This is a genomic window from Corallococcus exercitus, from assembly GCF_003611585.1.
GTDB classification, from domain to species: Bacteria; Myxococcota; Myxococcia; order Myxococcales; family Myxococcaceae; genus Corallococcus; species Corallococcus exercitus.
Window position 1 is genome coordinate 1 of record NZ_RAVW01000403.1, and the last position, 8,918, is coordinate 8,918.

8 protein-coding genes are annotated in these 8,918 nt (G+C 70.7%); 6 read left to right on the forward strand and 2 right to left on the reverse strand.

The features are described 5' to 3' along the window. Positions 1-2,383: DNA polymerase III subunit alpha (locus D7W79_RS33675; protein WP_120529439.1), on the reverse strand; the 2,383-nt coding region annotated here is incomplete at its 3' end. A gap of 373 nt (positions 2,384-2,756) precedes the next feature. Here D7W79_RS33675 and D7W79_RS44610 point away from each other — a divergent pair. Continuing rightward, complete coding sequence (locus D7W79_RS44610; RefSeq protein ID WP_208729910.1) at positions 2,757-2,912, forward strand: hypothetical protein; 156 nt, start codon at positions 2,757-2,759, stop codon at positions 2,910-2,912. Positions 2,913-3,071: 159 nt separating this feature from the next. Continuing rightward, positions 3,072-3,344: a hypothetical protein gene (locus D7W79_RS33685; protein WP_120529441.1), complete on the forward strand. Its 273-nt coding sequence runs from the start codon at positions 3,072-3,074 to the stop codon at positions 3,342-3,344. Here D7W79_RS33685 and D7W79_RS33690 read toward each other — a convergent pair. Next, on the reverse strand, positions 3,341-4,183 hold the full coding sequence (locus D7W79_RS33690; RefSeq protein WP_120529442.1) for an alpha/beta fold hydrolase: 843 nt from the start codon (positions 4,181-4,183) through the stop codon (positions 3,341-3,343). The two genes, D7W79_RS33685 and D7W79_RS33690, sit on opposite strands and share 4 nt — an antisense overlap. A gap of 126 nt (positions 4,184-4,309) precedes the next feature. On the opposite strand from D7W79_RS33690, the gene D7W79_RS33695 reads away from it, so the two are divergent. The 4 genes from D7W79_RS33695 to D7W79_RS33710 form a co-directional block, all read left to right on the forward strand. Continuing rightward, entirely contained in the window at positions 4,310-4,807 is a 498-nt protein-coding gene (locus tag D7W79_RS33695; protein WP_120529443.1) for an NfeD family protein, read from the forward strand. Next, complete coding sequence (locus D7W79_RS33700) at positions 4,798-5,889, forward strand: SPFH domain-containing protein (protein ID WP_120529444.1); 1,092 nt, start codon at positions 4,798-4,800, stop codon at positions 5,887-5,889. The genes D7W79_RS33695 and D7W79_RS33700 overlap by 10 nt, the downstream gene beginning before the upstream one ends. Positions 5,890-6,169: 280 nt before the next feature. Continuing rightward, on the forward strand, positions 6,170-7,678 hold the full coding sequence (locus D7W79_RS33705; protein ID WP_120529445.1) for an ATP-binding cassette domain-containing protein: 1,509 nt from the start codon (positions 6,170-6,172) through the stop codon (positions 7,676-7,678). A gap of 133 nt (positions 7,679-7,811) precedes the next feature. After that, on the forward strand, positions 7,812-8,918 hold a 1,107-nt coding region (locus D7W79_RS33710), incomplete at its 3' end, for a CARDB domain-containing protein (protein WP_276375523.1).

Consider the following 8,918-nt stretch of genomic DNA (forward strand, 5'->3'; position numbering starts at 1 on the left):
GCCCCCGCACCATCCTCAGGCCCAGCCGCACCGCCCCGTCCTCCAGGGTGCAGTCCCAGCTCGAACGGCGCACGTCCACCGGCCGCACCTCCACGCCGTGCCGCTGCACGTCCGCCACCAGCGTGTGCGGTGCGTAGAAGCCCATGGGCTGCGAGTTGAGCAGCGCCGCGGTGAAGGCCGCCGGGTAGTGGCACTTCAGCCAGCTGGAGGCATAGGCGATCAGCGCGAAGCTCGCGGAGTGGCTCTCCGGGAACCCGTAGTGCGCGAACCCCCGGAAGTGGTCGAACCACTCCTCCGCCTGCTGGCGTGAGTAGCCCCGCGCCTCGCAGCCCTCCACGAAGCGGCCCCGGTACGGGAGGATGCGCGCCTCCGCCTGCTTGTGGCTCAGCGCCCGCCGCAGGCCGTCCGCCTCCCCCGCGCTGAAGCCCGCCGCCACCATCGCGAGCCGCATCGCCTGCTCCTGGAAGAGCGGCACGCCCAGCGTCTTCTGGAGGATGCCGCGCACTTCATCGCTCGGGTACGTCACCGGCTCCTGGCCGTGCCGCCGGCGCAGGTAGGGGTGCACCATGTTGCCCACGATGGGCCCCGGCCGGATGAGGGCGATCTGCACCACCAGGTCGTAGAACTCCCGGGGCCGCAGCCGGGGCAGCATGTTCATCTGCGCGCGGCTCTCGATCTGGAACACGCCCACCGTGTCCGCCTCGCACAGCATGTCGTAGACCTTCGGATCCTCCGGCGGCACCGTGGCCAGGGACAGCTCGCGGCCGTAGTGCTTGTGGATCAACGCGAAGCAGCGCGACAGCGCCGTCAACATGCCCAGCGCCAGCAGGTCCACCTTCAGGAGGCCCACCGCGTTGATGTCGTCCTTCTCCCACTGGATGACCGTGCGCCCGGGCATCGCCGCGTTCTCCACCGGCACCAGGTCCACCAGCGGCTCGCGCGTCATCACGAAGCCGCCCACGTGGATGGACAGGTGCCGGGGCACGCCCTCCAGCTCCTTCGCCACCGACAGCGTCCGCAAGACGCGCCCGTCCGTCGGGGACAGCCCCGCCTCCTGGAGCACGTCCGGCGTCACCTGGAAGCCGTGCGACGACGCGACCCGCGACAGCCGGTCCACCTGATCCAACGACAGCCCCAGCGCCTTGCCCGCCTCGCGCAGCGCGAGCCGCCCCCGGTAGCAGATGACTTCGCACACCATGCCCGCGTGGCGCCGGCCGTGCTTCTCGTAGACGTACTGGAGCACCTCCTCGCGCCGCTCGTGCTCGAAGTCCACGTCGATGTCCGGCGGCTCCTTGCGCTCCATGCTGAGGAAGCGCTCGAACAGCAGCCCCATCCGCACCGGATCAATGGCCGTGATGCCCAGCGCGTAGCAGACCGCCGAGTTCGCCGCGCTGCCCCGTCCCTGACACAGGATGCCCCGCCCCCGCGCGAACATCACGATGTCCCACAGCGACAGGAAGTACCCCGCGAAGTCCAGCGCCGCGATGAGCCGCAGCTCATGGTCGATCTGCTTCGTCACCGCGGGCGGCACGCCCCCGGGATAGCGCGTGCGCAGGCCCGCCTCCGTGAGCACCCGCAGGTGCTGATCCGCCGTGCGCCCTTCCGGCAGGTCCTCCTCCGGGAAGCGGTAGTGCAGCGAGTCCAGGGTGGCCTCGCAGCGCGACGCCAGTTCCACCGTGCGCGCCAGCGCCTCCGGCCGGTCCGCGAACAGCCGCGCCATGTCCCCGGGGGACTTCAGCGTCCGCTCCGCGTTGGGGAACAGCCGCGTGCCCGCCTGATCCACCGTCACCCCGTGGCGGATGGACGTGAGCACGTCCTGCAAAGGCTGCCGGTCGCGGTGGTGCGTGTGCACGTCGTTGTGCACCACCAGGGGTACGCCCAGCGCTCGTGACAGGGCCTCCGCTCGCGCCTCCCGGGCCGCGTCCCCCGCCGACAGCGAGCGGCTCAGGCCCACGTGGAAGCCGCCGGGGAACGCCTCGGCCAGCGGGGCCACCGCCTCCAGCGACGCGGGGCCCGGCAGCAGCGCGAGCAGCCCTGACGCGTGCTCCGCCACCTTGCGCCAGGGCAGGCCCGCCTCGCCCTTGGGGTGCGTCATCCGGCCGTGGGACACCAGCCGGCACAGGTTCGCGTACCCGCCCGCGTCCTTCGCGTACACGATCACCGGGGGGCCGTCCTCCAGCGTCAGCTCCGCGCCCAGGAGCAGCTTCACGCCGTGCTCCTTCGCCGCGAGGTGCGCCTTCACCACGCCGTAGAGCCCGTCCCGATCCGTCAGCGCCAGCGCGGACAGGCCCAGCCGGGCCGCGGTGGCCACCAGCTCCTCCGGGTGGGAGGCGCCGTGCAGGAAGGAGAAGTGGGACCGGCACACCAGCTCGGCGTAGCTCACGCCTGATCAAGATACTGAGCGGGCGTTCAGGCGCTAGATTGGATCGACGTTCAGCGAGAGGGCGACTTCATGGGTTGTGCCAGACGGCGGACTGAAGACAGGCGTCCAACAGCGCGCAATCCCAGCGCCCTTGCGTTTGATTTGTCATTGACTCCAGCGAACATCCGGATGGGCTGTCCTCGCTGCAATGGCAGCCTTCAGCCGCAGTGGTGCCACCCGTTCCCCAAGGTGCCTCATGAAGCTGCTCGCCCGTTCCCTGCTGTTGGCCCCCGTCCTGCTCGCGCCATTGTCCGCCAGCGCGACGGCTCCGTATCCTCCCTACTGTGAAGACAGGTGCACCATCACGACGCCCTGCTACACCTATTGCTTGGACATGGACGGGTCCTCCACGACGTGCAGGGACGTCGGCCTCTGCCACAACGCGCTGGTGCAGCCGTCCGAGCCTCAGTCCTCCGCGCAGCCCACCCAGATCGAGACCGATGACGCGGAGCGCGTCTGCCGCGCTCCCGTCGAGCAGGCCCAGGGCTGAGAACCCAGCGGGGTCACTCATTCATGGAGCGGTGTCTTCGCCGACTCCAGGAATGAGGTTTTGATTTGTCATTGGGTTCCGGGTGAGCATGCGCCGGGCGGTCCCTGTGTCCGGACCGCTCTCAGCCGCAGTGGTGCTACTCGTTCCCCGAGGTACCTCATGACGCTGCTCCGCCGCTCCCTGCTCCTGGTCCCCGCCCTCCTCCTCGCGCCGCTGACCGCCAGCGCGCGGCCGCCGGATTGCACCAACACCTTCTGTGAAGCGGAGTCGTGCGCCGAGCTCTGTCTGGAGGCCGGCCACATCATCACCTGCGGTGACTACGGCGTCTGCATCCCGTCGGTCGCTCCGTCCGAGCCGCAGGCCTCCGTGCAGTCCGCGCAGGCCGACGATGCGTCGGAGGCCGTCTGCCGCGAGCCCGAGGCCCGGGGCTAGCCCACCGCCAGCACCTCTTCCTGGAGCGAGGTGCGCTCCGCCTCCTCCAGGAAGTCTCCCAGCGCGGCGTTGACCGCCTGGGGCTGCTCCAGGATGCACATGTGCCCGCCGCAGGGCAGCCGCTTGAGCCGCGCGCCCCGGATGCGCTGGTGCAGCCGCTCCGCCACCTCCGGCACCGTCACCGCGTCCTCGTCCCCCACCAGCACCAGCGTGGGCGTCACGATGCGGTGCAGCTCCCCCTCCACGCTGCGCCGATGGATGACCCCCTGCATCGCGCGCCACACCGCGCGCGGGTTCGCCACCAGCTGTTGGCGCAACAACGCCCGCTCCGCGGCCCGCTCCGGATCCCTCATGAACGTGCGCCCGAAGTAGAGCGACATGATCCGGTCCACCACCGGCCTCAGCCCCAGCCAGTGCGTGAGCGTCGTCAACAGCCGGTAGCGCGCCAGCGTCAGCGGCAGCTCCGCCGCGGCGGAGGAGTCCAAGAGCGACAGCGAGCGCAGGAGCTCCGGGTGCCGCGCGGCCACCCTCAGGCCCACGAAGCCGCCCATGGACTGGCCCACGAAGTGACATGGCGCCAGGCCCAGTGCCTGGATGACGGCCACCGCGTCCTCGTACACCGTGCGCAGGTCGATGACCGAGTCGCCAGGCGGGGCCTCGCTCAGTCCCTGGCCCCGGTGGTCGTACACGATGCAGCGGTAGTGGCCCCTCAGGGCCTCCACCTGCCTGTGGAACAGGCGGGAGTCCCAGAGCAGCCCGTGGCTGAAGAGGACCGGCTCTCCGCTTCCCCCGGTGTCCTCGTAGTACAGTCGAGCGCCACGGATGGACAGGTATGGCATCGGCTTTTCCCCTGGCTCGGGCGCCCTTAGGTCCCTGCCCGGAACCCACCCTCCTTCCGGATTGATTCCTGATGCCCGCTTGCCCGGTTTGACAGGCGGCCGAAGCGGCTGCCAAACAAGGACCCCATGGACCCCACCGCCTGGCAGCTCTGGCTTATTGCCGCGATCGTCCTGGGGGCGATGGAGATCAAGCTCTCCGGCTTCGTGACGCTCTGGTTCGCCGTGGGCGCGCTGATGGCGTCCCTGATGGCCGGGGCGGGCCTGGGCCTCAACAGCCAGCTCTTCGTCTTCACCCTGGTGTCCGCCGCCCTGTTCGGCGCGTCCCGCACCCTCTTCAAGCACGTTTTCATGCGGGACGCCGTGCACTTGAAGACGGGCGCGGAGGCGATGCTGGGCCAGGAGGCCGTGGTGACGGAGGCGCTGGCGGAGGGGCACGGGGGCATCGTGCGCATCAACGGCGAGCTGTGGATGGCCCGCTCCCTGTCCGGGCCCCTGCCCGAGGGCGAGCGCGTCACCGTGGAGCAGATTGAAGGCCTCAAGTTGTGGGTGCGACGCCCGTCGGCGTCCCACGAAGTCGCGCTGCAACCGGCGCGGCAGAAGAAGGAGAACGTAGGATGGGACTGACCATTGTTCTGCTGTTCCTGGCCGCCGCCGTCGTGTTCGCGATGGTCACCGGGGTGCGCATCGTTCCCCAGGCCAAGGTGATGGTGGTGGAGCGGCTGGGGAAGTTCCACCGCGTGGCCTCCAGCGGCCTCAACATCCTCATCCCCTTCATGGACAGCCCGCGCGCCATGGAGATGCGCGCCGGCAACCGCTTCACGCGCAACACGCTGGTGGACCTGCGCGAGCAGGTCATGGGCTTCGAGACCGTCCAGGTCATCACCCATGACAACGTCAACATGGAGGTCGGCTCGGTCATCTACTACCAGATCGTCGACCCCAGCCGGGCGCTCTACCAGGTGGAGAACCTGGCGCTCGCCATCGAGCAGCTCACCATGACGAACCTGCGCAACGTCATGGGCGGCCTCACGCTGGATCAGACGCTCACCAGCCGCGAGACGGTCAACACCAAGCTGCGCATGGTGCTGGACGAGGCCACGGAGAAGTGGGGCGTGAAGGTGACGCGCGTGGAGCTGCGCGAGATTGAGCCGCCCCAGGCCATCAAGTCCGCCATGGCCAAGCAGATGACCGCCGAGCGCGAGCGCCGCGCGGAGGTCACCAAGGCGGAGGGCGACAAGGCCGCCGCCATCCTCCAGGCCGAAGGCGAGAAGATCTCCCGCATCCTGCGCGCGGAAGCGGAGCGCGACGCGGAGATCGCCCGCGCGGAGGGCCACAAGCGCGCCGTCATGCTGGAGGCCGAGGGCAAGGCCGAGGCCACCCGCCTCACCTTCGAGGCCATCCACACCGGCCGCGCCACGCCGGAGGTGCTCGCGCTGCGCTACCTGGAGACCCTCCAGGAGCTGGGCAAGGGCGACAACAAGATGTTCGTCCCCTACGAGGCCACCACCGCGCTGGGCTCCATCGCCATGCTGAAGGAGGTGTTCGCCAACGAGGCCCCGGCTGCCGCGCCGGAGGCGGCCCGGCTCCCCGCGGGCCGCCCGCCGTCCGCCTCCGCGCTGAGCGCCCAGGCCCTGGCCCGCAACGCCGCCGCGAACGCCACCCTCCCGGCCACCCGCCGGGTGCAGCCGCCGCCGTCGGACGAGTAGCCGGCCCCTTCGGGGGAATCGTTGTCAGGGCACCGACGTTCTTGCCGTCGGTGCCCCTATCGCGGCGCGCGCCCGGACTTGCCATCCGCCCGGGCCACGCCGCATGCTGCACCTGAAGCACCGGCTGTCCACGCGGGGAGATGTCAGAGGTCTTCCCCTGAACGAGGTTCGCTGACCCTTGAAGCTGTACGCCTGAAACCCCGGTCCCTGGCTGTACCCCGCCGCCACACGGCCCTGATGGGCGTGTGCGCTGGCTTCCGGTTTCAGGAGTCGCTTCAACATGCCCTCGTCCTCGTCCTCCGTGCGCGCGCACCGCGTCTGCTTTTCCTTCACTGATGCCGTTCCCGTCCTCACCGACGTGGAGTTCCACCTCGCCGCGGGCTGGACGGGCCTCGTCGGCCCCAACGGCGCCGGCAAGTCCACCCTGCTGCGCCTGTTGTCCGGGGAGCTGACGCCCACCTCGGGGCAGCTCCAGTTCGAGCCGGACTCGCCGCTCGTGTGCCTGTGTCCGCAGGGCGTGGAGGTGCTCACGCCCGACATCACCGCGTTCGCGGACGCCTGGGACGCGCTGGCGCGCAGGCTCCAGGGCCAGCTGGGCCTGGACGTCACCGCGCTGGAGCGCTGGCCCACGCTGTCCCCGGGAGAGCGCAAGCGCTGGCAGGTGGGCGCGGCGCTCGCCCGCGAGCCGGACGTGCTCCTGCTGGATGAGCCCACCAACCACCTGGACGCGGAGGCGAGAGCGTGGCTGGTGGCCGCGCTGCGCCGCTTCCGGGGCGTGGGCGTCGTCGTGTCCCATGACCGGGAGCTGCTGGAGACGCTCACCCAGGCCACGCTGCGCGTGCACGGCGGCGAGGCGCACCTGTACCCGGGCGCCTACTCCGCCGCGAAGGGCCACTGGGAGGCGGAGCGCGAGTCCGAGGTCGCCGCCCACCAGCAGTCCAAGGCGGAGCGGGACCGCGCCGCGCAGCTGCTGGACAAGGCCCGGCGCGAGCACCAGGGCGCCACCCTGTCGCGCAGCACCGGCCGGCGGATGCGCAACAAGAACGACAGCGACGCGCGCGGCCTGGGCCCCTCCACGCTCGCGAGCTGGGCCGAGTCCCGGCTGGGCCACCAGGTCACCGTGAAGCGCCGGGAGCTGGAGCGCGCCGAGTCCGCGGTGGGCACCTTCACCGTGGACAAGACCGTGGGCCGCTCCGTGTTCGTGGACTACGTGCGCTCTCCCAACCCGTTCCTCTTCACGTTCGACACGCCGGGGCTGAAGGCCGGCGACGTGGAGGTGCTGGGCCCCACGCGCCTGGACGTGGACCGCGAGGCGCGCATCCGCATCGAGGGCCCCAACGGCGCGGGCAAGACGACGCTCCTGAAGGCGCTGCTGGAGCAGTCGCGCGTGCCCCGCGAGAAGCTCCTGTACCTGCCCCAGGACCTGGGCGAGGACGAGACGCGCGCCATGCTGGCCGCGGTGCGGGAGCTGCCCCCGGAGGAGCGCGGCCGGGTGATGTCCCTGGTGGCCGCGCTGGGCGTGGACCCGCACCGGCTGCTCGCGTCCGGACAGCCGTCGCCCGGCGAGGCGCGCAAGCTGGCCATCGCGCGCGGCCTGGGCCAGCACGCCTGGGCCCTGGTGCTGGACGAACCCACCAACCACCTGGACCTGCCGTCCATCGAGCGGCTGGAGGCGGCGCTGCGCGACTACCCCGGCGCGCTGCTACTCGTCACCCACGACGCGCCCTTCGCCCGCGCGTGCACCACCACGCGGTGGCTGGTCGCGAATGGACGTGTGGAGGTGGAGTGAAGACAGAGTCTGTGGGGGAAGAACTGAAACATGTTTTCCCTGCCGGGGTTCACTCCTAGAAGAGAGGTGCGGGCCCGGTGGATGTCACACCGGGCCTGTATCGTCTCCTCCACACCCCACACCCGGAGTCCGTATGTCTCGGCGTACGCCGCCATGGCGGCATTCGTGTCTCTTCATCACGGGCGCGCTCGCGCTCACCGGCTGTTCCGGCGGTTCCACCCCGGAGGACGCCTCCGCGCTCCAGCAGCAGGCCGGCGCGCTGGTCCCCGGGCCGGACCTGCGCATCACGGAGCTGAAGGCTCCGGACAGCGCGAAGCCGGGACAGAACGTCACCGTCACCGCGAAGGTCTGCAACGTCGGTGACCAGAACGTCTACGGCAATTCGATGCTCCAGGTGTACCTGTCCACCACACCCACGCAGCAGGTGCCCTCGGGCTCGCTGCCGCCCCCCACCACCCAGCTCACCCAGGGCCAGACGGCCGTGAGCGCGGTGTACGCGGGCCAGTGCGTCACCCGCTCGCTGACCTTCCCCGTCAGCCCGCTGGCGGGCTTCACGGGCAACGCCGCCTACTACCTGGGCGCCATCGTGGACACGCAGAAGACGGTGTCGGAGTCGGACGAGACCAACAACGGCTTCGTCCGCGGCCTGATGGGCGTGGGCAACCAGCCGGACCTGGTGGTCACCCGGGTGGACGCGCCGGCCAGCATGACGCCGGGTCAGCCCTTCAGCGGGTCCGCGACGGTCTGCAACGTGGGCACGGAGGCCACCTCCGGTAGCGGTCTGGAGGTGTACCTGTCCACGGTGAATGGGTTGACGATGCCGGCGTCCTCCGGCCCGCCGCCCACCACGCAGTCCGTGGTCGGGGCGATGCCCCTGGGCACCCTGGCCGCGGGCCAGTGCCGCGCGGTGCCGTTCTCCGGCTCCGCCTATCCGCCGCCCGCCGCGATGCCCAACCAGCCGCTGTACCTGGGCGCCATCGCGGATGCGTGGAAGAACACGGCGGAGCTGCGCGAGGACAACAACGCGTTCGTGCAGGGCCTGGTGGGCGTGGGCAACGCCCCGGACCTGACCGTCCGCTCCGTGACGGGCCCCACGAGCTTGCGCCAGGGCGAACCCTTCACCGCGTCCGTGACGATCTGCAACACGGGCACCGCGTCCGCGAACCCGGCGGACGTCAACGTGGTCCTCTCGTCGGTGCCGTCGCTGGCGGCCCCGGCCCCGGCGCCCCTGTCTCTTATA

What these genes read in the sequence shown, in the direction of transcription:
- D7W79_RS33690 (WP_120529442.1), bottom strand. Translation starts at nt 4,183, where the DNA reads ATGCCATACCTGTCCATCCGTGGCGCTCGACTGTACTACGAGGACACC.
- D7W79_RS33700 (WP_120529444.1), top strand. Translation starts at nt 4,798, where the DNA reads ATGGGACTGACCATTGTTCTGCTGTTCCTGGCCGCCGCCGTCGTGTTC.
- D7W79_RS33685 (WP_120529441.1), top strand. Translation starts at nt 3,072, where the DNA reads ATGACGCTGCTCCGCCGCTCCCTGCTCCTGGTCCCCGCCCTCCTCCTC.
- D7W79_RS44610 (WP_208729910.1), top strand. Translation starts at nt 2,757, where the DNA reads ATGGACGGGTCCTCCACGACGTGCAGGGACGTCGGCCTCTGCCACAAC.
- D7W79_RS33705 (WP_120529445.1), top strand. Translation starts at nt 6,170, where the DNA reads ATGCCCTCGTCCTCGTCCTCCGTGCGCGCGCACCGCGTCTGCTTTTCC.
- D7W79_RS33695 (WP_120529443.1), top strand. Translation starts at nt 4,310, where the DNA reads ATGGACCCCACCGCCTGGCAGCTCTGGCTTATTGCCGCGATCGTCCTG.